Origin of the sequence: Pseudomonas sp. PA-6-3C, from assembly GCF_021605825.1 — a bacterium.
GTDB classification, from domain to species: Bacteria; Pseudomonadota; Gammaproteobacteria; order Pseudomonadales; family Pseudomonadaceae; genus Aquipseudomonas; species Aquipseudomonas edaphica.
The window spans coordinates 35211-58635 of record NZ_WKDV01000038.1 but is presented as its reverse complement, the minus strand read 5'-3'; the positions used below and the strand labels follow the sequence as shown (position 1 = coordinate 58635).

The window sequence follows — 23425 nt, the reverse complement described above, 5'->3', positions numbered from 1 at the left end:
GGCAGATGGGCTTCCTTACTTAGTGCAGCGACGGCTTGGGTGCGGCGGGCTCAGCGGATTTTTTGGTCTCGGTGAACAACAGCAGCGGCGCGACACGCAGGTATTCCATCACTTCCATATAGTCGCCTTCGCCGTCTTCGGATTCTTCCAGGGCATCTTGCACCTGGGAGATGGCCGCCAGGTCTTGCAACACTTCCTTGGCGTCGGTGCTCAGCTCCAGGCCGCCGGCGTTCACGCCAAAGCCGTGCAGGAAGCCCTGGCACCATTGGCCCAGTGCGGCGGCGCGTTCGGTGAGCGGTGCATCGTCGGTCGGCAGCAGCAGAACGACGGTGACGTCATCACCGGTCAGTTCGCCCTTGACCATCTCTTGCAGGCCGATCAGCGCGTTACGCACGTTCTCGGTAGGTTCGGTTTCCAGCAGCTCGGCCACATCGGCCAGCCAGTTGTCGGCATCGAAGCCAACGCCCGTGCAGCTGCGGCCCAACAGCACGCCGTGCAGTTCGGCAGGCGAGCAAGGATGACCGCTGGAGCTCAGCAGTTTGGAAAAAGCGTCGTACGGGGAGTTCTGAATAGGCATGGTGAGCTAGGCGCCAGACGGCGCAATGTCTAGAATGAAGCGCTGTATCCTAGCACCGGCAGACGTACCAAGACTATCGAGGGCGTCAGATCGTTTATCCTGAAGTTGCCATTCATCAGACAAATCCAGTGGAACCCAATGGAAGACACCGACCTGCAAGCGCTGATGGCCAGACTCGAACTGCTAATTGATCGGGTCGAGCAACTTAAGAGTCAAAACGGACTCCTATTAGCTCAGGAAAAGACCTGGCGCGAGGAACGCGCTCACCTCATTGAAAAAAACGAAATCGCCCGGCGTAAGGTCGAATCGATGATTTCGCGCCTGAAGGCCCTGGAGCAAGACTCATGAGTTCAAGCAATAGCGTTACCGTGCAGATCCTCGACAAAGAATATTCGATCATCTGCCCCCAGGAAGAACGCAGCAATCTGGTGAGTGCTGCCCGCTATCTGGACGGCAAGATGCGTGAAATCCGCAGCAGCGGCAAAGTCATCGGCGCCGACCGTATCGCCGTGATGGCCGCACTGAACATTACCCACGATCTGCTGCATAAGCAGGAACGGCCTGACGTGCAGGCCAGCGGCTCGACGCGTGAGCAAGTGCGTGACCTGCTCGAACGCGTGGATCTGGCACTTTCTACCGAGCCAGAGCCACCCAAGGGCTGATTGACGCGTCTGTTTAAGGTATACTCGCCCCACTCCCTGGCGTGTTTGCCAGTCGGCGATGTCCCTGAGCCGATTCGCACTACCCTGGAAGTTGCACGTTGGGCTGGTGTGCATGTCCGCTAGACGGAAAGCCTTAAAGCCTACTGCATCTTCCACCTTGAACTTTCGGGTTCAAGGGCTAAGTCGACAGCGGCTCTGTCGGGGAGCCTGAATTCCCAAACTCAATGCCAGTCCCAGGACTGGCATTGTTTTATGAGCCGAACAACCATGACCGAACCTGCGCCGCTTTCCCGTCCGCAACTTCGACGCATGTTGCGCAAAGCCCGCCGCGCGCTTACGCCGAGCGAGCAGCGCAAGGCCGCTCACGGCCTGTATCGGCAACTGGCACAGCACCCGTTGTTTCGCCGGGCCAAACATATCTCTTTATATCTGCCCACGGACGGTGAAATCGATCCGCGCCTGCTGCTGCGCGCTGCCCAGCGCCGGGGCAAGGCCACTTATCTGCCGGTACTCAGTGCCTGGCCGCGCACCAAGATGGTGTTCCAGCGTGTGCGGCCTGGAGATAAGTTGTTGCCCAACCGCTTTCGCATCCTTGAGCCGCACGTAAATGCCAACCGCCAGCGCCAAGTTTGGGCGCTGGACCTGGTGCTGTTGCCGCTGGTGGGCTTCGATGATGTGGGTGGGCGACTGGGCATGGGCGGTGGGTTTTATGACCGCAGCCTGGCCTACCTGGCTCGGCGCAAAAACTGGCGAAAACCCACGCTGCTGGGCCTGGCCCATGAATGTCAGAAGGTCGAGCGCCTGGCACAGGCAAGCTGGGATGTGCCATTGGCTGGCACGGTCACCGATAAAAAATGGTATGTCGCAGAAACGTCGCTGGAACCAGCGACGCCTTAAAAAGCAGTGTTAGCGCTTGAACGGTTGTGGCTGCTGCTGAGCCAGTTCAACCGGTGCATCGGTCTTGTTCGACCACAAGCTCTGGGCATATCCGGTGGTCACGACGCCCAGGCCAAACAAAATAACCAAAATCCATAGTAAATCCGGTTTACGTTGCATCGATTGCCCCCCTTCAGGCACCTCGTACACGATGACAACAACGTTCCAAAGTAGTCCGTTGCAGCTGCGTCAAGCTTAAAAGCGGGCATTCTGCGGTAACGTGACCCAACACGCAAACCTTGACGCCAACCGACTGTCGGTTTGTCATGGAATTGCCTGACAACTTATCCAATGCCTTTTTCAGGAGCCCAAAAATGGCCTACTGGCTGATGAAATCCGAGCCCGATGAACTCTCCATCAAAGGCCTGGAAAAGCTCGGTGAAACGCGCTGGGACGGGGTGCGCAACTATCAGGCACGCAACTTTTTGCGCGCCATGGCCGTTGGTGATGAGTTTTTCTTCTACCACTCCAGTTGCCCTGAGCCGGGCATTGCCGGTATCGGCAAAATTGTCGAGGCGGCCTATCCGGACCCGACCGCGCTGGAACCCGAAAGCCACTACTTCGATGCCAAAGCCACGCCGGAGAAAAACCCGTGGACTGCACTCAACGTGGCCCACGTCGAGACCTTTGCAAAGGTGCTGGGCCTTGGCTACCTGAAACAACAAACCGCCCTCGCCGAATTGCCGCTGGTGCAAAAAGGCAGCCGATTGTCGGTGATGCCGGTGACGGCCGAACAATGGGCAGCGGTACTCGCCCTGCGCTGAAAAGGCAGAACCCTGCGGTCACACCTGTGATGCATGCATCTGCACGCCAAGCGGGTTAGGCTTGCGCTTCATTTGACCGGTATCAAGACCCTTCGGGCGGTTTCGGTCAAACTAGGATGCTAATGCCGCAGGATGCCGTCATGTCTACGAATCACACTATGTCGCGCCTTTTCGCCGTTGCGCTCATCACCTTGTTGCTGGGTGCCGGCGGCTTCGGTTATTGGCGATCGACTCAGGACCGCCTGCCCGAAGGCCTGAGCATGGGCAATGGCCGCCTGGAATCCACCGAAGTGCAGATCGCCGCCAAGATCCCCGGGCGCCTGGCCGAAGTGCGCGTAGATGAAGGCGACAAGGTGCTCAAAGGTCAATTGCTCGCACGCATGGACACCCGCACCCTTGAAGCCCAGCGCACCCAGGCCGAAGCCGAAGTGCTGCGCGCCAAGGAAAACTTCGCCGCCGCCGAGGCCAACGTACAACTGCGCCAAAGCGAACAATTGCTGGCCCATCAGGAACTCAAGCGCACCCAGGAGCTGTACAAGCGCGGCTTTGCCAGCAGCCAGTTGATCGACCAGCAGCAAGCACGCCAGAACACCGGCAATGCGGCCGTGATCGCAGCGCAGGCTCAGGTCAACGCGGTGAAAGCGGCCATCGGCGCAGCCCAGGCCCAAGTGGCCCAGCTCACCAGCGAAATCGACGACAGCAGCCTGCGCGCGCCCATTGACGGCATCATTCAATTGCGCCTGGCCGAACCGGGTGAAGTGCTCGGCGCGGGCGGCAGAGTGTTACTGCTGATTGACCCGAATGATCAATACATGAACCTGTACCTGCCCGCCTCCGTCACCGGCCGCCTGACCGTTGGCAGCGACGCACGCATCCTGCTCGACGCCCTGCCCCAGCAGCCGCTGCCGGCAAAAATCAGCTTTGTTGCAGCCAAATCGCAATTCACCCCAAAAGAGGTTGAGACCCGCGACGAACGCCAAAAACTGGTGTTCCGCGTCAAGCTGCGCCTGACCCAACCCAGCGCCGTACCACAAGCCAAACCGGGCATGCCTGGCGCGGGTTATGTGCGCACGGCAGATATCGACTGGCCGGCCAACCTGCAATGACCGACCTGGCGCTGCACGCCACCGGCATCCAACACCGTTACGGCAAGCAACAGGCGCTAATCGACATTGCCTTCAGCCTGCCGGCGGGCACCCGTTGCGGGTTGATCGGCCCGGATGGCGCGGGCAAGTCGAGTTTGCTGGGGCTGATCGCCGGGGTCAAAAAACTTCAGGCAGGTCAGCTTGAGGTGCTCGGCGGCTCCATCGAAGATCGCCGCCATCGCAATAGCCTGTACCCGCGCATCGCCTTTATGCCCCAAGGCCTGGGCGGCAACCTTTACCCTGAGTTGTCCATCAGCGAGAACATCCGGTTCTTCGCCACGCTGTTCGGTTTGTCCAAAGCCGATTGCGAGCAACGCATGCACAACCTGCTGCTGGCCACCGACCTCGCACGCTTCGCCGAGCGCCCGGCCGGGAAATTGTCCGGCGGCATGAAGCAGAAGCTCGGCCTGTGCTGCGCGCTGATCCACGACCCTGATTTGTTGATCCTCGACGAACCCACCACGGGCGTCGACCCACTGTCGCGCCGGCGTTTCTGGGAGCTGGTCGACACCGTGCGCAGCGAGCGCCCACAGCTGACGCTGCTGGTAGCCACCGCCTACATGGAAGAGGCCGAGCAGTTCGAACATTGCCTGATGCTCGATCGCGGCAAGCTGATCGCCGACGGCCTGAGCCGCGAACTGGCAGCCGTTACACCCAGCGGCAAACTCGATGAAGCCTTTACTCATTTCCAGGGTGACAGCGCCCACAACAACCAGCCGCTGGTGATCCCGCCGCGCGAAAGTGGCAACACTGATATCGCCATCGAAGCCCACGACCTGACGCTGCGCTTTGGGGATTTTACGGCGGTGAACAAGGTCAGCTTTGCGATTGGTCGCGGCGAGATATTTGGCTTCCTCGGCTCCAACGGCTGCGGCAAGACGACCACCATGAAAGTCCTCACCGGGCTGATGCCGGCCACCGAAGGCAGCGCCACGCTGCTGGGTAACCCGGTGAATGCCAAGGATTTGGCCACTCGCAAGCGCGTGGGCTTTATGTCGCAAAGCTTTTCGCTGTACGGCGAACTCAGCGTGCGCCAGAACCTGGTGCTGCATGCGCAACTGTTCGACTTGCCCAAGGCCGACAGCGGCCCGCGTATCGACGAGCTGATCCAGCGCTTCGACCTCGATGAAGTGGCCGAGCAACCCTCCGGCGAGTTGCCCCTGGGCCTGCGCCAGCGCTTGTCACTGGCGGTGGCGGTGCTGCATCGCCCCGAAGTGCTGATTCTCGATGAGCCCACTTCGGGCGTCGACCCCGCGGCGCGGGATGATTTCTGGCGGCTATTGGTTGAGTTGTCCCGCGAGCAAGGCGTGACGATCTTTCTGTCTACCCACTTTATGAACGAGGCCCAGCGCTGCGACCGCATCTCGCTGATGCACGCGGGCAAAGTGCTGGCCTGCGACACCCCCGACGCGTTGCAGCAGCAATTCCACGGCGACACATTGGAGGCTGCGTTCGTCACCTGCCTGGAACAGGCCCAAGGCGAACCCGAACCTGCCGCACCGAACAAAACTGTCAGCGAAAGCAGCACGCCGCCCGTCAGCAAACGCGGCTTCAGCATCGCCCGACTGCTGGCCGTGGCCAGCCGCGAAGGCAAAGAGCTGTTGCGCGACAAAGTGCGCATGGCCTTCGCCCTGCTCGGTGCGATGTTCATGATGGTGATCTTCGGTTACGGCATTTCCCTGGACGTGGAAAACCTTGCCTTCGCCGTCTACGACCAGGACCAGACTCCGCAAAGTCGCGCCTACCTGGAAGCCTTCCGCAGCTCGCGCTACTTCGCCGAACAAGCCCCCATCCGCGATGCCAACGAACTGCACCGGCGCCTGCAACGTTCAGAAATCAAACTGGCGCTGGAAATTCCACCCGGTTTTGGCCGCGACCTGTACGCCGGCCGCCAACCCACCGTGGCTGCGTGGATCGATGGCGGCATGCCGTTTCGCGCCGAAACCAGCCGTAACTACGTCGAAGCGGTGCACCAAGGCAATCTCCAGCAACTGGCCGAACTGAGCAGCCTGCCCGGCAGCACACAAGCCGCCGCCAAGCTGGAAACACGCTTTCGCTACAACCAGGATGTAGTCAGTGTGAACGCCATCGGCCCTGGCGTGATGGCGCTGATCCTGGCGTTTATCCCGGCAATGCTCACCGCGTTGGGCATCGTGCGTGAAAAGGAGCTGGGGTCGATCACCAACTTCTACGCCACGCCGCTGACGCGCCTGGAGTTCCTGTTGGGCAAACAGGCGCCGTATCTGGCCGTTAGCCTGGTGAACCTGGCACTGCTGGTGGCGATGAACCGCTGGCTGTTCGGCGTGCCATTCAAGGGCAGCGGCGTGGCGCTGGCGGTAGGCGGCCTGTTGTATGTACTCGCAACGACGAGCATGGGTCTGCTGATTTCCGCGTTCACCCGCACCCAGATCGCGGCGATCCTCGGCACCATGATCATCACCAGTCTGCCGACCATCCAGTTCTCCGGGCTGATCGTACCGCGCTCGTCCCTGGAAGGCGCGGCCGCGCTGATGGGCACGTTATTCCCCGCCGGGCACTTTCTGGATATCGCAGTGGGCACCTTCACCAAGGCCCTGGACCTGCGCCAGTTGTGGCCGCAATGCCTGGCGCTGTTCGGGTTTTTCGTCGGGTTCACTGGGCTGAGCCTGATCATGCTCAAAAAGCAGGAGGCCTGATGCACAAGCTCGCTCATATCCTGCGCCTGGGCTTCAAGGAATTGACCAGCCTGCGTCACGACAGCGTGTTGCTGCTGTTTTTGTTCTACGCCTTCACTGTCGCGATCTACATGCCCGCCGCTGGCTCGGTCATTGGTGTGCACAACGCCAGCGTGGCGTTTGTTGATGAGGACCACAGCGCGCTGTCGCGGCAAATGGCCGAGGCGCTGCAGCCGCCCGAATTTCAACCGCCTGCACCACTGGACTACGACCAATTGGACAAAGTCATGGACAGCGGCGAGTACACCTTCGTGATCAATGTGCCAGCCAACTTCCAGGCCGACCTGTTGGCCGGGCGCCAGCCGGGTGTGCAGGTGAACGTCGATGCCACAGCGATGAGCCAGGCATTTATGGGCGCAGGCTATATTGGCCGGATTTTCCAGCGTGAGTTACAAAGCTACGGCGGGCAAACCGACGCGGCTGGCAAGACGCCTGCGCGGCTGACCACACGGGCGTTGTTCAACACCAACCTGGAAGGCGGCTGGTTTTTGGCGGTGATCCAGATCGTCAATAACATCACCATCCTGGCCATTGTGCTCACCGGCACAGCGCTGCTGCGCGAGCGTGAGCACGGCACGCTCGACCATTTGCTGGTGCTGCCGCTGACCGCGCTGGAAATCATGCTGGCAAAAATCTGGAGCAACATGCTGGTGGTGGTGCTGTGTACGTGGCTGTCGCTGGAGCTGGTAGTCAAAGGCTTGCTCGGTGTGCCGCTGGCCGGGTCTTTGAGCCTGTTTTTGATGGTGACGGCGCTGTACCTGTTTGCGAGTACGGCACTGGGGATCTTCCTCGCCACCCTTGCGCGTTCGACGCCTCAGTTTGGCTTGCTGGCGATTCCGGTGATTATTCCGATGCTGCTTCTGTCTGGCGGCAGTACGCCATTGGACAGCATGCCCGAGTGGTTGCAATGGGTGATGCAGGGCTCACCGTCGACGCACTTTGTGAGTTTGAGTGCGGCCATACTGTTTCGTGATGCGGGCGTGGGTGTGGTGTGGCCGGATTTGCTGGCGTTGGTGGGGATTGGGTTGGTGTTTTTTGCGGTGGCGTTGGCCAGGTTTCGTAAAAGCCTGGCTTCCTGAAGCGTCTGTACTGGCGCCATCGCGGGCAAGCCCACCACCGTTGGAATGCATTCACCTGTGGGAGCGGGCTTGCCCGCGATAGTCGCGCAGCGACTTACTGGATGATCAAGTTGTTGAACAACAGGTCTTCCACCACCGGCTTGCCGGTCTCGTCATTCATGACTTGCTGGGTTTGCTTCAGGGCTTCCTGGCGCAGTTTTTCTTTGCCTTCGACCGTGCTCATGGCTTCGTTGGTCTGCTGGGTAAACAGCGCCACCAGTTGGTTACGAATCAACGGGTCGTTGGCTTTGACGGCCGCAGCCGCTTCAGGCCCGGTCACGCGCAGGGCGATGTCGGCCTTGTAGACCCGCAGTTTTGCCGTGCCATCCAGGCCGTAATTGCCCACAAAGGGTGGGGTCAGGCTGATATAGCTGACCTTCGGCGCCTCGCCTTCTTTCGCTTCTTCGGCCTGGGCTGCCAACGGCAAGGTCAGGGCGAGCATCAACAGGATCCACGCTTTCACAGTTCATTCCTCGAATTCGGTTGCCGGGTAGCATAACGCTAGCAAGGCTGAGTACAAGCTTATGGCGACTTATCAGGGCCAGGCATGCTCGTTGACCCACGGGCGTACCCTCCTACACTTATCGGCCACGACGCCAAAAGGAATAGTCCGATGAAAGCTGTGCTGTGCAAAGCCTTCGGCCCCGCCGAAACCCTGGTGCTGGAAGAGATCGCCAGCCCCGCGATCAAGAAGAACGAAATCCTGCTGGACGTGCACGCGGCCGGGGTGAATTTCCCGGACACCTTGATCATCGAGGGCAAGTACCAGTTCAAGCCGCCCTTCCCGTTCTCGCCGGGTGGCGAAGCGGCCGGCGTGGTCAGCGAAGTGGGTGAAAAGGTCAGTCACCTCAACGTCGGCGACCGGGTCATGGCCCTGACCGGTTGGGGCAGCTTTGCCGAACAGGTCGCGGTGCCGGGCTATAACGTGCTGCCGATCCCGCCGAGCATGGATTTCACCACCGCCGCCGCCTTCAGCATGACCTACGGCACCTCGATGCATGCACTGAAACAACGCGCCAACCTGCAACCTGGCGAAACCCTGCTGGTGCTCGGCGCTTCCGGCGGCGTGGGCCTGGCGGCGGTGGAAATCGGCAAAGCCATGGGCGCCCGGGTGATTGCCGCCGCCAGCAGCGCCGACAAACTCGCCGTGGCCAAGGCGGCCGGTGCGGATGAGCTGATCAACTACAGCGAAGCCAGCCTCAAAGACGAGATCAAGCGCCTGACCGACGGCAATGGTGTCGATGTGATCTACGACCCCGTCGGCGGCGACCTGTTTGACCAGGCCGTGCGTGGCATTGCCTGGAACGGCCGCCTGCTGGTGGTGGGCTTTGCCAGCGGGCGCATTCCCGAACTGCCGGTAAACCTGGCGCTGCTCAAGGGTGCGTCGGTAGCCGGGGTGTTCTGGGGCTCGTTCGCCCAGCGCCAGCCGCAGGACAATGCGGCGAACTTCCAGCAGTTGTTCACCTGGTATGGCGAGGGCAAGTTGAAGCCGTTGGTGTCGCAGACTTACCCGCTTGAGCAGGCTGCGCAGGCGATCAATGACCTGGGGCAACGCAGGGCTGTGGGAAAGGTTGTCGTCCAGACCCGCTGAATGCGGTTCATGTGGGAGCTGGCTTGCCTGCGATGGCGGCGGGTCAGCTCACACAGCTGCAATTGATAGACCGCTATCGCAGGCAAGCCAGCTCCCACAGTTGATCTCTTTAGGTCTTAAGACCTGATACCGACCCACACTTATCTATTAGCGACATGTTCGTAAGAGAACATGCAATCGCTCCAATTTCCTGTGTTTGCAGATAAGAGGCGATGCTATTTTCGGTAACGAAACTGTAACATTCGCATCCGCAGTCAAAACAAGAAATTTGGAGCTCTTGAATGTTTGCTTTCTTTCGTCCTGCCGCACACCAGGCGCCCCTGCCTGAAGAAAAAATAGACAGTACCTATCGACGGCTGCGCTGGCAGATCTTCGCCGGTATTTTCTTCGGTTACGCGGGCTACTACCTGCTGCGCAAAAACTTCTCGCTGGCCATGCCGTACCTGATCGACGAGGGTTACACCCGTGGCGAGCTGGGCCTGGCAATGTCAGCCATCGCGATTGCCTACGGCTTGTCCAAGTTCCTGATGGGCCTGGTGTCCGACCGCTCCAACCCACGCTACTTCCTGCCCTTTGGCCTGTTGATATCGGCCGGTGTGATGTTCATTTTCGGTTTCGCACCTTGGGCGACGTCCAGCGTAACCATGATGTTCATTTTGCTGTTCATCAACGGCTGGGCACAGGGCATGGGCTGGCCGCCGAGTGGGCGCACCATGGTGCACTGGTGGTCGCAGAAAGAACGCGGCGGCGTGGTGTCGGTGTGGAACGTGGCGCATAACGTCGGCGGTGGCCTGATCGGCCCGCTGTTCCTGCTGGGTATGGCGTGGTTCAACGACTGGCACGCAGCGTTCTATGTGCCGGCGACCGTGGCATTGGCCGTGGCGGCATTTGCCTTCATCACCATGCGCGACACCCCGCAATCGGTCGGCCTGCCGCCCATCGAGCAGTACAAGAACGACTACCCGGAAGGCTACAACGCCAGCCACGAAGACGAGTTCAGCGCCAAGGAAATCTTCGTAAAGTACGTGCTGCGCAACAAAATGCTGTGGTACATCGCCTTCGCCAACGTGTTCGTCTACCTGCTGCGCTACGGCGTACTGGACTGGGCACCGACCTACCTCAAAGAAGCCAAGCACTTCGACGTGGATAAAACCTCGTGGGCGTACTTCTTCTACGAGTGGGCGGGCATTCCAGGCACGCTGCTGTGCGGCTGGATGTCGGACAAGATCTTCCGTGGCAACCGTGGCCTGACCGGCATCGTGTTCATGGCGTTGGTCACCGTGGCGACCCTGGTTTACTGGCTCAACCCGCCAGGCAACCCAATGGTCGACATGATTGCGCTGTTCTCCATCGGCTTCCTGATCTACGGCCCGGTGATGCTGATCGGCCTGCAGGCGCTGGAACTGGCGCCGAAGAAAGCCGCGGGCACCGCTGCTGGTTTCACGGGCTTGTTCGGCTACCTGGGTGGTTCGGTGGCAGCGAGTGCAGCCATGGGCTACACCGTGGACCATTTCGGCTGGGACGGTGGGTTTGTGTTGCTGGTGGGCGCATGCCTGTTGGCGATCGCGTTCCTGATCCCGACGCTGTGGCACACCAACAGCGTCAGCGCGGCGCGTTAATTCCCGCCGCAGTCTTTGGCACAACGCTTGAGCCGCGCCTCCAGGTTTTTATCTGGCATGGCGTGGCTACGCAGGGCGTTCACGGTCTGCTCGACATAATCGCGAGTGGTGCCGTAACGCCCGCAAGCGCTTTCCAATACGTGGTTAAGCACGATATCGGGCAGGTTGCCAGCATAGCTGGGCAAGTGCCGCTCCAACACAAACCCCAGCGCCTGCACTTGGCTGCCATCTTCCAGGCGGCAGCTGAGCCAGTGCGGTCGGTACGACGGGTAAGGCATCTCGCGCTGCCACAAGGCATAAAGCGAGGCCTCAAGCTGGTCTTCCGGCAAGCGGTAGGCAAACCCGCTGCAAGAACCGCCGCGATCCAGGCCGAACACCAACCCCGGCGACTCCGGCGTGCCTCGATGCTCATGTGACCACAGGTACAAACCCCGGTGATAACCGTGAACCCGTGCGCGCATGCGCTGGGTCGACGAGCATTCGGGGCGCCAGATCAGCGAACCATAAGCGAATAGCCAGACCGGCCCGCCCTTATGCCTGGCCATGGTGGCCTGCATCGAACTCATTAATTGCTCGTGAGTCAGTTGCGGCCCCAGATCGAGCCGCGGAGGGTAAGCCAATTGCAACAGATCGGTTTCAATAACGGTCATGGCGGATCGCTTAGGTCCCCTGCGTGTTACCAGTTGTAAGCAACTTTACCGTAATAAAACGCGCCGCTGTAACCGTACGGCGAAAAAGTGCTGTAGGCGAGGTTGCCGCCGCTGCTGGCGTAGGCATTGACCTTCTCCGGGTATTTATCGGTGATGTTGTCGCCGCCCAACGTGAAGGTCCAGTTCTTCAACTTATAGTCTGCCGACAGGTCCAGCACCCAGGCGGCCTTGAAGGTCTGGTCGTTGACCTTGTCGGCCTGGTAGCTGGTGAATTCCCCATAGCGCACCAGGTTGCTGTGCAGCGCCCAACGACCGTAGGTGAAGTCGTTGCCCAGGCTGAGCTTGTGCTGCGGCGTGGTATCGCCCAGCAAACCAATGCGCTCACGGCGGTCTACCCGCACCAGGTTGGCGCCCAGGCTGTCCAGAATCGCCGGGTTGGGCTTCACGTCGGTGACTTTGGTGTGGTTGTAGTTGTAGCCCACGGTGCTGTTCCAGCGGATGCCGTTATCGAACGGGTAGCGATAGTTGGCCACCAGGTCGACACCGTCGGTGCTGGTGTCGGTGGCGTTGGTGAAGTAGCGGGCGCTGGTGTAGTTGATGTTGCCGACGCCATTGGCTTGCAGGTAGGCGATAGTCGCCGGGTTGAGATTGAGGTTGGATGACAAGCTGATGCGGTCGCGGATGTCGATGCGGTACACATCGAGCGTCACGGTCAGGTCATCGGCCGGCTCCAGCACCAGGCCAAGACTGTAATTGCGCGACTTCTCGGCCTTCAGGTCTTCGGCGCCCAACAGGCGGGCGACCTGGCTGTTGGCCGGGAAGGTGCCAGCTTCCTGGATGGTGTTGCCGATCAGCTGTGACGAGGTGTAGGCAAAGTTCTGCTGGGCCAGGGATGGCGCACGGAAACCATTGGAAATGCTGCCACGCAAGGCGACGTGCGGGGTGAAGTCATAACGCGCCGACAGCGAGCCGCTGACGTTGGAGCCGAAGTCGCTGTAGTCCTCATGACGTACGGCGGCTGAGGCGCTGAGTTTTTCGGTGAAGTTGGTTTCCAGGTCCAGATACTGAGCCCAGTTGTGCCGCGAGGTGCTACCGGCGTCGGCATCACGGAACCCACCCAGGCCCGAACTGCCGGTCTGGTAGTAGGACGCCGGCTCGCCCGCTTCAATTTGATAACCCTGGCGCAGGTATTCGCCGCCAAAAGCCAACGACACCGGGTACGGCAAAAAGCCCACGTCGAACTCACGGGACAGGTCCAGGCTAACCTGGCGCTGATCGTTGCTCAGGGTACCGTTGTTAAATTTGCGCGGAGTGACCAGGCCGAGTGAGGTGTTGATGGTTTCGGTGCCCAGTTCGTACTGGTTCTTGCCATAGTTGGCCGACAGGTCGTAATGCCAATCGTAGGCCAGCAAGCCGCGCAGGCCGACCACCAAGGACGTGTCTTCAAGATTGCCCTTGATCAGCGGCAGGTAGCCATTGGGGTTGAGCGCCGGGATGTTGTTGGACGCGTTGCTCGCCCGATAGAACGCCGCCGTTTCGCCACGACGCTTACTATACCCACCGAAGGTGTAGAACTCGGCTGCATCGTTGAAGGAATATTCGGAGTTGAACTGGAATTTGCCTTCATTGGTGGCCGGCTCGCCCTGACGAAACACGCGCTGACCATAGGTGGTGGAACCCACGCTGCCAGGGCGGAAATCGTCGCCGGCGCGGTTGGTGTAGTCGTTGTCGGCGCCTTCGCCCGAAACGTTGATAAAGCCGTTTTGGCCCAAGGCAAACCCGGTGTTGCCGCTGACGTTGCGCTGGATGCCGTCACCCTTCTTGTACTCGCCAAATTTGGTCGAGACAGAGCCGCCGTGGTCGTCGTGCTTGAGGATCACGTTGATCACCCCGGCAATCGCGTCCGAGCCATAGCGCGCCGACGCGCCGTCGCGCAGCACTTCGATATGGTCGACCGCCGACAGCGGGATCGCATTCAAATCCGCTGGCGCCGAACCGCGCCCCACGGCCCCGCCCAGGTTGACGAAAGCACTGGTGTGGCGGCGTTTACCGTTGACCAGCACCAACACCTGATCCGGCGACAAACCGCGCAACTGCGCCGGGCGTACCAGTTCGGCACCGTCCACCAGACTGGGGCGCGGGAAGTTGATGGAAGGAATCAGACGCGCCAACACCGCGCCCAGCTCATCGGAGCCGGTGCTGCGCAATGTGTCACCGGAAATGACATCGATGGGCGACAACGAAGCACTGGCGGTGCGCTCTTGGGCACGGGTGCCGGTGACGATCACGGTGTCGAGTTTTGGTGCATCGGCGGCTGTTGCGTCCGCCCAGACCGGATTGAATCCCACAGCAGTCAGCAAATTGGCCGACAAAATAGCTGTGTACGCATGTTTCTTGTAACTCCCCATACCGCTCCCCTGCCATTCAAGCCCGGCAATCAAAAAATCAAAGCTTCAATGCTCTGAGTTCACACGATCGGTCCGGCTGGCGGGCGGTAGCGGTCAGTTACTGTTTATTGACGATAAGGCGGTAGTCCGTTGCCTTATAGCTTAATGAGATTATTCCTACATCTAAAATACCTTAATTGCATAAGCATAGGCGGCCGTGTTTTCAGCGCTGGTTCAGGTCATGCCCAACATAAGCCGCCAAACTGCAGATGTTTAGCGACCCACATTAGCCGCTTCTTCAAACGACTATCGAGGTCGAACCATGAAATACCTTTTTTCCGGTCTGCTGCTTTTGCTGCAAACCACCACTGCTCTGGCTTCCGAGGCCGCCGCCAATGACGACAAAGGTTTCTGGTACGCCCAGACCAGTGTCTACACCAAGCATTTTTCGCCGGACCCAAAGCACAACAACAATCAGGACTTGATCAACCTGGAACGTAACGAGGCGTCGGGGTTGGTGTATGGCGGGGCGACGTTTCGCAACTCGTTCAGCCAGCGCTCGTATTACGTCTACGCCGGCAAGCGTTACGATATTGGCGACTCACCGTTTTATATGAAGGTGACCGCGGGCGCGCTACAGGGCTATCGCGGTAAGTACCGCGACAAAATCCCGCTCAACCGTTATGGCGTTGCACCGGCGATCATTCCGTCTGTGGGGGTTCACTTCGGCCCGGTGGCCAGTGAGTTGGTGTTACTGGGGTTCAATGCGGCGATGCTGACGGCAGGCGTGCGTTTCTAGGAACGCCGCCTACCCATGTGGGAGCTGGCTTGCCTGCGATAGCGGCGGGTCAGCTAACACACCTGCAACTGATACACCGCTATCGCAGGCAAGCCAGCTCCCACACTGGTTCAGCTCAAGGCTTCAAGGGCGTGGCGCGTAGGCAAACACATCGGCGCGCATCTGGTGTGCATCCATACCTGCGTCGACCAATGCGTCCAGCGTGCCGTAGATCATCGCCGGTGAACCACTGGCGTAAACGTGCACGGACTTGAGGTCGCTGATGTCTTCACACACGGCCTCATGCAGCAGCCCGCAGCGCCCTTCCCAACCGCACAGGTCGCTGACCACTTTGTGCAGGAACAGGTTGGGCAGTTGCTGCCATTGCTCCCAGTGTTCGATTTCGTAGAAGTCTTCCGGGCGGCGTACGCCCCAATACAGGTGCACAGGGTGCTTGAAGCCCGAGGCGCGGCAATGTTCGATCAGGCTGTGCATCTGCGCCATGCCGGTGCCGGCAGCGATCAACACCAGCGGCCCGTCCGGCAGTTCGGCCAAGTGAGTATCACCAAACGGCAGTTCAACACGGGCCATCTGGTTACGCTGCAACTGCTCGATCAAATTGCGCGCACTGTCCTCGCGAACCAGCACATGCAGTTCCAGCTCGCGCCCGGCATGGGGCGCCGAGGCCAGGGAAAACGCCGATTTATCGCCGTTGTCACGCTCGATCATCAGGTATTGCCCGGCGTGGTAACGCACCGCCTTCCCGGCCGGCGCACGCAAGCGCACGCGCCATACATCGCCACCGACGTCCACGCACTCACTCAATTGGCACGACAACTTGCGCAACGGCAACTCTCCCGGCGCCAGCACGCCATCCCACAACACAATGCAATCTTCCAACGGCTCGGCGATGCAGGTGTAGAACTCACCATGGTCGCGCACCTCACCGGCTTGCTGCACCCGGCCTTCCACCAGCAGCGCGGCGCACACATGGCACACGCCATTGCGACACGCCTGTGGGCATTCGTAGCCCAGGCGACGCGCGCCTTCAAGGATTCGCTCACCAGGGACCAGCTCCAGTACGGCGCCGGAAGGTTGCAGGGTTACACGCATCAATCTATTCCCAATTCTTTCCAGATCGCATCAACACGTGCGGTCACAGCGTCATCCTTGACGATCACCCGACCCCACTCGCGGGTGGTCTCACCCGGCCATTTGTGGGTGGCATCCAGGCCCATCTTCGAGCCCAGGCCCGATACCGGCGAAGCAAAGTCGAGGTAGTCGATCGGCGTGTTATCGATCATCACCGTGTCGCGCTTGGGGTCCATGCGCGTGGTGATGGCCCAGATCACGTCGTTCCAGTCCCGGGCATTGATGTCGTCGTCAGTGACGATAACGAACTTGGTGTACATGAACTGTCGCAAAAACGACCACACACCGAGCATTACCCGCTTGGCATGGCCTGGGTACGACTTCTTCATGGTCACGATGGCCATGCGGTACGAGCAGCCCTCGGGCGGCAGGTAGAAGTCGGTAATTTCCGGGAACTGCTTTTGCAGGATCGGCACGAACACTTCGTTGAGCGCCACACCAAGGATGGCCGGCTCATCCGGCGGACGGCCGGTGTAGGTGCTGTGGTAGATCGGTTTGATGCGGTGGGTGATGCGCTCGACGGTGAACACCGGGAAGCTGTCGACTTCGTTGTAGTAACCGGTGTGGTCACCGTAAGGGCCTTCATCGGCCATTTCGCCCGGATGAATCACGCCTTCGAGGATGATTTCGGCGGTGGCCGGCACTTGCAGGTCATTGCCACGACACTTCACCAGCTCGGTGCGGTTGCCGCGCAGCAGGCCGGCGAAGGCATATTCGGACAGGCTGTCAGGCACCGGCGTCACGGCGCCGAGGATGGTCGCCGGGTCGGCGCCCAGGGCCACGGACACGGGAAACGGCTTGCCTGGGTGCTTTTCGCACCACTCACGGAAGTCCAGCGCGCCGCCACGGTGGCTCAGCCAACGCATGATCACCTTGTTGCGGCCGATCACTTGCTGACGGTAGATCCCCAGGTTCTGGCGATCCTTGTTCGGGCCTTTGGTGACGGTCAGGCCCCAGGTGATCAGCGGGCCGACATCGCCCGGCCAGCAGGTCTGCACCGGCAACATGGCCAGGTCGACGTCATCGCCTTCGATGACCACTTCCTGGCACACCGCGTCCTTGACCACTTTGGGCGCCATGGCAATGATCTTGCGAAAGATCGGCAGCTTCGACCAGGCGTCCTTGAGGCCCTTGGGTGGCTCGGGCTCCTTGAGGAAGGCCAGCAACTTGCCGATCTCGCGCAGCTCGCTGACCGACTCGGCGCCCATGCCAAACGCAACACGGTCGGGCGTGCCGAACAGGTTGCCGAGCACCGGAATATCAAAGCCGGTCGGGTTTTCGAACAGCAGCGCCGGGCCCTTGTTGCGCAAGGTACGGTCGCAAATCTCAGTCATTTCCAGCACCGGGGAAACCGGCACCTGGATACGTTTCAACTCTCCGCGCTGCTCAAGTTGCTGCACGAAATCCCGAAGATCCTTGAATTTCATTAACCATGCCACCCGTAAAATAGGCGTACATCCTACCTGCTCTTAAGAGCGCTGGCAGCTTATTGCACGTCATTGCGACTCACACCCGACTCAACGGACTCATTACGCATGGTGTGGAAGAAGGGCTCAAGGAACCCTTCCACATAACGCGTGCCTACGGCCGAGAGGTGGTTGTCATCGGTATACAGCGACTGGCCATCGCGCTCGACCCGGCACCAGCCATTCGTCTCGCACAGCTTGGGCGCGGGGTCCATGAGTTGCACACCGGGGTCTGCCGCGGCGATGCGCTCAAAAACGCTGCTGATATAGGCCTGGCGCTCGACGTGCTCGGCCAGGGGCAAGCCTTCGCGGTCGGTCGGGCGTCCCAGCATCGCCAGGCGGCTGAGCCGGTAAGGCACGTTGAAAGCCTGCAGAGGTACCTCCTTGACCAGCCACACCCTGTGCCCGCTGGCACGCAGTTGCTGCACCAGCGCACTCACACCCTCGGCAAACAGCCGTTCAGCGACGGCGCGGTCGTACTTGCCCGTTTGCGGGTCATGAAGGGAAGCGCCGGTGTCGCCGGAGCGCTGGCCATAAACGTAAAGGCTCCAGCGGGCTACCAGCACCACATCACTGAACTGTTCCTTGCTCAACAACTGGGTGACACGCTCGTTGAACGCTCGGCAGCCTGGGGTGTTTTCTTTGCGGTCGAACGGCAGGCACCCGGCGTAACCGGCCTGAGTGATGCCGAAGTCGTACTTGCGCGAGCCGTCGTTCAACGCCGGGATGAGTGCCGAGGCATGGCTGTCGCCCCAGACCAATGCGCGGGCAGCACTCGCCTGCGGGCCAAAATGGCAAAGTTTGCGGTTCGGGTCTTTCTTGTCATCCGACAGGCACTTAATCAGCGTGGGGCTCCAGGTATACGCTTGGGCGAACTGCAACGCCTGGGGCGACAGCCGCGATGCAAACCCATCCGACCACACCAGGCCTTTGCCGATCAGACCCAGCCCGGCGAGCCCGACCACGCCCGCGATCAGAATCGACCGACGACCCGCCAGCAGGCGCCGCTCACGAAACGGCCCCTCGACGAACCGCCAGGACACATAACCCAGCACCAGGCTCAAGACGAACAGACCCGCCAGCGCCCAGGAGGGCAGGCCAAAAATACTCGCGTACTTGCCAAACACCAGCACCGGCCAGTGCCACAGGTACCACGAATAGGAAATCAGCCCGATGCCCACCAACACGCGACTGCCCAGCAAGCGCCCTACCCAGGTTGGGTGTTGGCCGTTAGCCCAAATCAACCCCACCACACCCAATACAGGCAACAAAGCCGCCGCCCCAGGGAACGCGGTGTTGGCGTTGTAGCCCAATACCGCCACAAGAATCAGGCCCAGGCTGAACAGACTCACAGCTTGCGCCAACAGGGGACTTGCCCGCCCTGCCCGCACTGGCATCACAGCCAGCATGGACCCGGCCAACAATTCCCAGGCACGCATGGGCAGCAGGAAGAAGGCTTTGTCCGGCTCATTGGCCACCGCCCACACGCTCGCCGCAAACGACACCAGCAGCAATACAAACAAGGCGCTGCGCCACTGCTTCAGCCAGCTCGACAACAGCGCCAGCAAGAGTGGGAAGGCAATGTAGAACTGCTCTTCAACCGACAGCGACCAGGTGTGCAACATCGGCTTCATGTCGGAGGCCGTGTCGAAATAGCCGTCCTGGCGCATGAAGAACAGATTGGAGATGAACACCACTTGGTTGTGTATCGAGCGTCCCAATTCCGAATAGTCTTTGGGCGCCATTAAGAACCAGCCAGCCACCAATGACGTAAACATCATGACCAGCAAAGCCGGCAGGATACGCCGTGCCCGTCGCGCCCAGAAATCGACGAAGCTGAAACGCCCCGCTTCACGCTCGCGCCAGATGATCGAGGTAATCAGGAAACCTGAAATCACGAAGAACACATCAACGCCGACAAAACCGCCAGTAACGCCGGGAACCCCAAAATGGAACAAAACCACAGCCAGGACAGCAATGGCGCGCAGGCCATCAATGTCTCTTCGGTAAGCAAGAGCGGTCATAAATCGTAATCAGCCTGATACAAATTGAAGAGAGCGTAGGCGTACTCGCCATTTTTGTTTCTTTACTGACACTCTCGGCACACAAACCTCCCTGTTTGGCGCAAAAAAAATGGCACCCTTCAAGGGCACCATTTTCTCAGACCTGAACCGTAGTATTACTTACGCTTCATAGACAGGAAGAACTCGTCGTTGGTCTTGGTGGTTTTCAGCTTGTCGATGAGGAACTCGATGGCGGCTACTTCGTCCATCGGGTGCAGCAGCTTGCGCAGGATCCACATGCGCTGCAGTTCGTCGTCGGCGGTCAGCAACTCTTCACGGCGGGTGCCGGAGCGGTTGATGTTGATCGCAGGGAACACACGCTTTTCAGCGATACGACGGTCCAAAGGCAGTTCCATGTTACCGGTACCTTTAAACTCTTCGTAGATCACTTCATCCATCTTCGAGCCGGTTTCAACCAGCGCGGTGGCGATAATGGTCAGCGAGCCGCCTTCTTCGATGTTGCGCGCAGCACCGAAGAAACGCTTTGGTTTCTCCAGGGCGTGGGCATCGACACCACCGGTGAGTACCTTGCCGGAGCTTGGGATCACGGTGTTGTACGCACGCGCCAGACGGGTGATGGAGTCGAGCAGGATCACCACGTCCTTCTTGTGTTCGACCAGGCGCTTGGCCTTCTCGATCACCATTTCGGCAACCTGCACGTGGCGGGTTGGCGGCTCATCGAACGTCGAGGCAACCACTTCGCCGCGCACGGTGCGCTGCATTTCGGTTACTTCTTCCGGGCGCTCATCGATCAGCAATACGATCAGGTGAACTTCCGGGTTGTTACGCGCGATGTTCGCTGCAATGTTCTGCAGCATGATGGTCTTACCGGCTTTCGGCGGTGCGACGATCAGGCCGCGCTGGCCTTTGCCGATCGGGGCGCACAGGTCGATGACACGACCGGTCAAGTCTTCGGTGGAGCCGTTACCGGCTTCCATCTTCATGCGCACGGTCGGGAACAGCGGCGTCAGGTTCTCGAAGAGAATCTTGTTCTTCGCGTTCTCAGGACGATCGAAGTTGATCGTGTCGACCTTGAGCAGGGCGAAATAACGCTCGCCTTCCTTCGGAGGACGGATCTTGCCGACGATGGTGTCACCGGTGCGCAAGTTGAAGCGACGGATCTGGCTCGGCGAGACGTAGATATCGTCTGGGCCGGCGAGATAGGAAGCGTCTGCAGAGCGGAGGAAGCCGAAGCCGTCCTGGAGAATCTCCAGCACGCCATCACCGGAGATTTCCTCGCCGCTTTTCGCGTGCTTTTTGAGCAGGGAGAAAATCACGTCCTGCTTGCGCGAACGGGCCATATTTTCTATGCCCATTTCTTCGGCCAATTGGAGCAGGTCGGTAATCGGCTTTTGCTTGAGTTCAGTCAGATTCATATAGGAATGACGTAATCATTTATGGAGGGGGGAAATTAAGCTTTTGGCTTAATGAGGCCGCGCCGCAGAGAAGGCGACAGGATCGCGTACTAATCGAAAAGGAATGCGTCGGCGACGGCTTGCAGGGGGCAGTGGAGAAACCAATGCGGGGCCGAATGTACCACCTGAATTTCGGAGCGTCTAGCCCTGTTTCACGAAAAAGCCCCGCTATTTTGCGGGGCTTTTTTGACGACGCTTAGATGTTCGCGTCGAGGAAAGCTTGCAGCTGGGACTTCGACAGCGCGCCCACTTTAGTGGCTTCGACGTTGCCGTTCTTAAACAGCATCAGGGTCGGGATACCACGCACGCCGTGTTTGGCCGGGGTTTCCTGATTGTCGTCGATGTTCAGCTTGGCAATGGTCAGCTTGCCTTCGTAAGTGGTCGCAATGTCGTCCAGAACAGGGGCGATCATTTTGCAAGGGCCACACCATTCAGCCCAGTAGTCAACCAGTACCGGGCCTTGAGCCTTGAGTACTTCGGCCTCAAAGGTCGCGTCGGTGACGTGCTTGATAAGATCGTTGCTCATGGATGTCTCCGGATTGTAAGCAAAAAAAACGTGGCCCATCATAGCCGCCCTTCCCCCGTTCAGGAAGCCGCCTCTGATTGAGTCTTGCTATGGCGTCGCATGAGTTTGGGTATAGCCCACTCACGGCGTCACGGGAGTCACGAAGGCGATGCCCGTGCGCAATGCCGCATTGCGTACGTGTTCCTGCATGGTTTTCTGCGCCGCAGCACTGGCGCGCCTGGCCAGGGCACGCAGGATCTTGCGGTGCTCTTGCCAAGTCTCCATGGCCCGTTCCGGTCGGATGAACGGTAGCTTCTGGCTCTCCAGGAACACCTCGGCACTGGCACTCAGGATGCTCACCATCGCCTGGTTACCGCTGGCCAGCAGGATCCGCTGATGGAACTCGAAGTCCAGCCGGGCAGCGGCTTCGAAGTCGCCAGCCTTGAGCACTTTGCGCATGGCCTCGACATTGTCTTGCAGGCTGTCCAGTTCATCGAGAGTCAACGTCACTGCCGCCAACCCCGCGGCGAACCCTTCCAGGGCGTAGCGCAACTGGAAGATATCCAGGGGCGTGGCCTGGGCAGCGAAGGGCCAGGCGAACCCCGGCGTTTCTTGCACCTCTTGCACAAACACGCCTTTACCCGGCTGCACACTCACCACGCCCAATGCACTTAAAGACGACAACGCCTCACGCAACGATGCCCGACTCACGCCCAACTGTACCGCCAGGTCGCGCTGGGACGGCAACGCGTCACCCGCTGCAAAGCCCTGTTCCTTGATCAGTTTGCGGATGGCCTGCAGGGCCGCTTCCGGTACGGCTTGGGCGATGGAATTCATAGAAAACTCAAGGTTGCAGTCAACGGAGCGGCTAGTTGTAAAGCTATTCGCAGCCGGCGGCAAGCCGCGCCCCAAAGGGGCTCGCGAGGTTTTATCGGCGCTCGAAAAAGGTGCGAAAAACTCGCTCACTGTTCAGACCAGTAAGACCACCAGAACTCAACAAATACCAGCGTTCCAGGCCATTGGCGCCGTGATGGCATGGGCCGTGCAATGGCTCGAAACAGAATATTCCCGCGCCCTTCCCCGGAGAGTTGCCATGACCAAGCGCTACAGCGCCCTGCTCACTGCCCTGTTTGCCAGCCTGATGCTGAGCCAGGCGCCCGCCCATGCCAACGGTCTGGACGATATCGTCGCCCGCGGCACCCTCAAGGTTGCCGTGCCCCAAGACTTCCCGCCGTTCGGCTCGGTTGGCCCGGACATGAAACCCCGTGGCCTGGACGTCGACACCGCCAAGCTGCTGGCCGACCAGCTCAAGGTCAAGCTGGAACTGACCCCGGTGAACAGCACCAACCGTATCCCGTTTCTCACTACCGGCAAGGTCGACCTGGTGATTTCCAGCCTGGGCAAGAACGCCGAGCGCGAAAAGGTCATCGACTTCTCCAAGGCCTACGCGCCGTTCTACCTGGCCGTGTTCGGGCCACCTGATGCGGCCATCCACACCACCGATGACCTCAAGGGCAAGACCATCAGCGTGACCCGCGGCGCCATCGAAGACATCGAGCTGACCGCCGTCGCGCCCAAGGAAGCCACGATCAAGCGCTTCGAAGACAACAACTCAACCATCGCCGCCTACCTGGCCGGCCAGGTCGACCTGATCGCCAGCGGCAACGTGGTGATGGTGGCGATCAGCGAGCGCAGTAATAAACGCGGGCTGGAGCTGAAAGTGAAACTCAAGGATTCGCCGGTGTACGTGGGCGTTAACAAGAACGAGCCGGCGCTGCTGGAGAAGGTCAACCAGATCCTGGTCGCGGCCAAAGCCGATGGCAGCCTGGAAAAGAACGCGATGCAGTGGCTTAAAGAGCCACTGCCTGCCGATCTTTGATGCG

At 60.0% G+C, this 23425-nt stretch carries 22 protein-coding genes and 1 other RNA gene; 12 read left to right on the top strand and 11 right to left on the bottom strand.

The window, feature by feature from the left end; genetic code table 11:
* Positions 1 to 19 precede the first annotated feature (19 nt).
* A complete protein-coding gene (locus GIW48_RS22590) occupies positions 20 to 577 on the bottom strand; it encodes a YecA/YgfB family protein (RefSeq protein WP_017135268.1) in 558 nt (185 codons plus the stop codon).
* Positions 578 to 715: 138 nt separating this feature from the next.
* Here GIW48_RS22590 and GIW48_RS22585 point away from each other — a divergent pair, with 138 nt between their 5' ends.
* From GIW48_RS22585 to GIW48_RS22570, 4 genes are all read left to right on the top strand, one after another.
* Positions 716 to 925, top strand: coding sequence for a TIGR02449 family protein (locus GIW48_RS22585; protein WP_003177365.1), 210 nt, complete (start codon positions 716 to 718; stop codon positions 923 to 925).
* Positions 922 to 1239, top strand: coding sequence for a cell division protein ZapA (locus GIW48_RS22580; RefSeq protein ID WP_017135267.1), 318 nt, complete (start codon positions 922 to 924; stop codon positions 1237 to 1239). The genes GIW48_RS22585 and GIW48_RS22580 overlap by 4 nt, the downstream gene beginning before the upstream one ends.
* A 30-nt stretch (positions 1240 to 1269) precedes the next feature.
* A non-coding RNA gene (gene ssrS / locus GIW48_RS22575) (6S RNA) lies at positions 1270 to 1448 on the top strand.
* 58 nt (positions 1449 to 1506) lie between these two features.
* Positions 1507 to 2136, top strand: coding sequence for a 5-formyltetrahydrofolate cyclo-ligase (locus GIW48_RS22570; protein WP_099550294.1), 630 nt, complete (start codon positions 1507 to 1509; stop codon positions 2134 to 2136).
* A gap of 9 nt (positions 2137 to 2145) precedes the next feature.
* Here GIW48_RS22570 and GIW48_RS22565 read toward each other — a convergent pair whose 3' ends face one another.
* Positions 2146 to 2295, bottom strand: coding sequence for a hypothetical protein (locus tag GIW48_RS22565; RefSeq protein ID WP_010207387.1), 150 nt, complete (start codon positions 2293 to 2295; stop codon positions 2146 to 2148).
* Between the two features lie 194 nt (positions 2296 to 2489).
* On the opposite strand from GIW48_RS22565, the gene GIW48_RS22560 reads away from it, so the two are divergent.
* The 4 genes from GIW48_RS22560 (at position 2490) to GIW48_RS22545 (ending at position 7877) form a co-directional block, all read left to right on the top strand.
* Entirely contained in the window at positions 2490 to 2939 is a 450-nt protein-coding gene (locus GIW48_RS22560; RefSeq protein ID WP_099550293.1) for an EVE domain-containing protein, read from the top strand.
* 140 nt (positions 2940 to 3079) lie between these two features.
* Positions 3080 to 4045 carry an HlyD family secretion protein gene (locus GIW48_RS22555; protein ID WP_099550436.1) on the top strand — a complete coding sequence of 322 codons (966 nt, stop codon included), beginning with the start codon at positions 3080 to 3082 and terminating at the stop codon, positions 4043 to 4045.
* Positions 4042 to 6759, top strand: coding sequence for a ribosome-associated ATPase/putative transporter RbbA (gene rbbA / locus GIW48_RS22550; RefSeq protein ID WP_170036750.1), 2718 nt, complete (start codon positions 4042 to 4044; stop codon positions 6757 to 6759). The genes GIW48_RS22555 and rbbA overlap by 4 nt, the downstream gene beginning before the upstream one ends.
* Entirely contained in the window at positions 6759 to 7877 is a 1119-nt protein-coding gene (locus tag GIW48_RS22545) for an ABC transporter permease (RefSeq protein WP_236460850.1), read from the top strand. The genes rbbA and GIW48_RS22545 overlap by 1 nt, the downstream gene beginning before the upstream one ends.
* 94 nt (positions 7878 to 7971) lie before the next feature.
* Here the strand turns inward: GIW48_RS22545 and GIW48_RS22540 are convergent, their stop codons facing one another.
* Positions 7972 to 8379, bottom strand: a complete 408-nt coding sequence (locus GIW48_RS22540) for a flagellar basal body-associated protein FliL (protein WP_017135261.1) — start codon at positions 8377 to 8379, stop codon at positions 7972 to 7974.
* 150 nt (positions 8380 to 8529) lie between these two features.
* Between GIW48_RS22540 and GIW48_RS22535 the strand changes: the two genes are divergently transcribed.
* On the top strand, positions 8530 to 9507 hold the full coding sequence (locus tag GIW48_RS22535; protein WP_236460851.1) for an NADPH:quinone oxidoreductase family protein: 978 nt from the start codon (positions 8530 to 8532) through the stop codon (positions 9505 to 9507).
* Positions 9508 to 9788: 281 nt separating this feature from the next.
* On the top strand, positions 9789 to 11126 hold the full coding sequence (gene glpT / locus GIW48_RS22530; RefSeq protein ID WP_017135259.1) for a glycerol-3-phosphate transporter: 1338 nt from the start codon (positions 9789 to 9791) through the stop codon (positions 11124 to 11126).
* Here the strand turns inward: glpT and GIW48_RS22525 are convergent.
* Positions 11123 to 11776, bottom strand: a complete 654-nt coding sequence (locus GIW48_RS22525) for a gamma-glutamylcyclotransferase (protein ID WP_017135258.1) — start codon at positions 11774 to 11776, stop codon at positions 11123 to 11125. The two genes, glpT and GIW48_RS22525, sit on opposite strands and share 4 nt — an antisense overlap.
* Positions 11777 to 11802: 26 nt before the next feature.
* Positions 11803 to 14184, bottom strand: coding sequence for a TonB-dependent receptor plug domain-containing protein (locus GIW48_RS22520; protein ID WP_138453202.1), 2382 nt, complete (start codon positions 14182 to 14184; stop codon positions 11803 to 11805).
* Positions 14185 to 14485: 301 nt separating this feature from the next.
* On the opposite strand from GIW48_RS22520, the gene GIW48_RS22515 reads away from it, so the two are divergent.
* Complete coding sequence (locus tag GIW48_RS22515) at positions 14486 to 14962, top strand: hypothetical protein (protein ID WP_017135256.1); 477 nt, start codon at positions 14486 to 14488, stop codon at positions 14960 to 14962.
* 123 nt (positions 14963 to 15085) lie between these two features.
* Here the strand turns inward: GIW48_RS22515 and GIW48_RS22510 are convergent, their stop codons facing one another.
* The 6 genes from GIW48_RS22510 to GIW48_RS22485 all read right to left on the bottom strand — a co-directional run bounded on the left by GIW48_RS22510 (position 15086) and on the right by GIW48_RS22485 (position 22379).
* Complete coding sequence (locus GIW48_RS22510) at positions 15086 to 16054, bottom strand: CDP-6-deoxy-delta-3,4-glucoseen reductase (protein ID WP_017135255.1); 969 nt, start codon at positions 16052 to 16054, stop codon at positions 15086 to 15088.
* Entirely contained in the window at positions 16054 to 17520 is a 1467-nt protein-coding gene (ubiD, locus tag GIW48_RS22505) for a 4-hydroxy-3-polyprenylbenzoate decarboxylase (RefSeq protein WP_017135254.1), read from the bottom strand. The genes GIW48_RS22510 and ubiD overlap by 1 nt, the downstream gene beginning before the upstream one ends.
* Before the next feature lie 59 nt (positions 17521 to 17579).
* On the bottom strand, positions 17580 to 19583 hold the full coding sequence (locus tag GIW48_RS22500; RefSeq protein ID WP_017135253.1) for an acyltransferase family protein: 2004 nt from the start codon (positions 19581 to 19583) through the stop codon (positions 17580 to 17582).
* A gap of 155 nt (positions 19584 to 19738) precedes the next feature.
* The gene (gene rho, locus GIW48_RS22495) at positions 19739 to 20998 is read right to left on the bottom strand and encodes a transcription termination factor Rho (protein ID WP_003176825.1); all 1260 of its coding nucleotides are present in this window, start codon (positions 20996 to 20998) and stop codon (positions 19739 to 19741) included.
* A 235-nt stretch (positions 20999 to 21233) separates the two neighbouring features.
* Positions 21234 to 21563: a thioredoxin TrxA gene (trxA, locus tag GIW48_RS22490; RefSeq protein ID WP_003213989.1), complete on the bottom strand. Its 330-nt coding sequence runs from the start codon at positions 21561 to 21563 to the stop codon at positions 21234 to 21236.
* 120 nt (positions 21564 to 21683) lie between these two features.
* A complete protein-coding gene (locus GIW48_RS22485) occupies positions 21684 to 22379 on the bottom strand; it encodes a FadR/GntR family transcriptional regulator (protein WP_169988007.1) in 696 nt (231 codons plus the stop codon).
* 256 nt (positions 22380 to 22635) lie between these two features.
* Here GIW48_RS22485 and GIW48_RS22480 point away from each other — a divergent pair, with 256 nt between their 5' ends.
* Entirely contained in the window at positions 22636 to 23421 is a 786-nt protein-coding gene (locus GIW48_RS22480; protein WP_017135251.1) for a transporter substrate-binding domain-containing protein, read from the top strand.
* Positions 23422 to 23425 lie beyond the last annotated feature (4 nt).